Genomic DNA, 909 nt, shown 5'->3' with positions numbered 1-909 from the left:
AGGGGGTCCCTTTTCAGATTGCCGCGGGGTCCCTTTTCATCTTGCCGCTACCACTGTGAGCGTCAGTGCGATGACACGCACCGGTCGACGAACGGCGGAGATCGACGCGGCCAGCGACAGGCTGGATGCGCTCGCGGCGCAGGGCGGGCCGTCGTACCGCTGCCCGCGGGTTACAGACCGTGTTCCGCGTGACGAGGAGCCGCTGAGATGACGATCTTGAAATCGCTCGTCGTGACGGTTCTGGCGGTCGTCGTGTTCGGGTCGCCGACGGCTGCCCAGTCCCCGGTGGGTGCGCTGGCGATAGACGAACGTCAAGGTGACCAGTGGGGCTGGGCGGTGGACCACGAGACGGCGTCGGCCGCACAGGGAATGGCGCTGCAGGAGTGCGGCCCGGGCTGCTCGGTGGTGTTGACGTTCGGGCGGTGCGCGGCCTACGCGGCCGACCAGGACGCAGACAGCACGGCGGTGGGCTGGGCGGAATCGTACGACTCGGCGACCGGTGCCCGGCAGGCGGCGTTGGCGGAATGCCGTTCCCGCGGCAGCGGTGCGGGGTGCATCGTCCGGGTGTGGGGCTGCAACGGCCCGGTAGTCGAAGAGGATCTCGATCTGAACCGGGCCGCGCGGCGTCAGATCCAGTTGGGCTTGCGGTCGGCAGGCTTCGACCCCGGGGGCGCGGACGGCCTGTTCGGGCCGCGGACGCGGGCAGCGATTCGGACCTGGCAGTCGTCGCGCGGGACTCGGTCGACCGGGTATCTGGACGGCCCTCAAGTCGAGGCGCTGCGAGGCCGGGGCGCACGTCAGTCTCCCGGGGGGGGGGGGGCCGCCCGCGCCCCCCCCCCGCCCCCCCCGCCAAAAAAAAAAAAAAAAACACGGTAGGATCGGAAAGCACCAACACGCGCCCCCGCACCA

At 70.3% G+C, this 909-nt stretch carries 1 protein-coding gene; it reads left to right on the top strand.

Annotated features, from left to right (window positions below; translation table 11 throughout):
* Nucleotides 1-207 precede the first annotated feature (207 nt).
* A complete protein-coding gene (locus tag F4X11_22365) occupies nucleotides 208-876 on the top strand; it encodes a DUF4189 domain-containing protein (GenBank protein MYN67738.1) in 669 nt (222 codons plus the stop codon).
* Nucleotides 877-909 lie beyond the last annotated feature (33 nt).

It is taken from the genome of Acidobacteriota bacterium (assembly GCA_009861545.1).
GTDB lineage: Bacteria > Acidobacteriota > Vicinamibacteria > Vicinamibacterales > UBA8438 > WTFV01.
The sequence above is the reverse complement of the archived record's forward strand: the minus strand, read 5'-3'. Positions and strand labels throughout refer to the sequence as shown.

Coding starts and splice junctions, on each gene's coding strand:
- F4X11_22365 (MYN67738.1), top strand. CDS start 208: ATGACGATCTTGAAATCGCTCGTCGTGACGGTTCTGGCGGTCGTCGTG.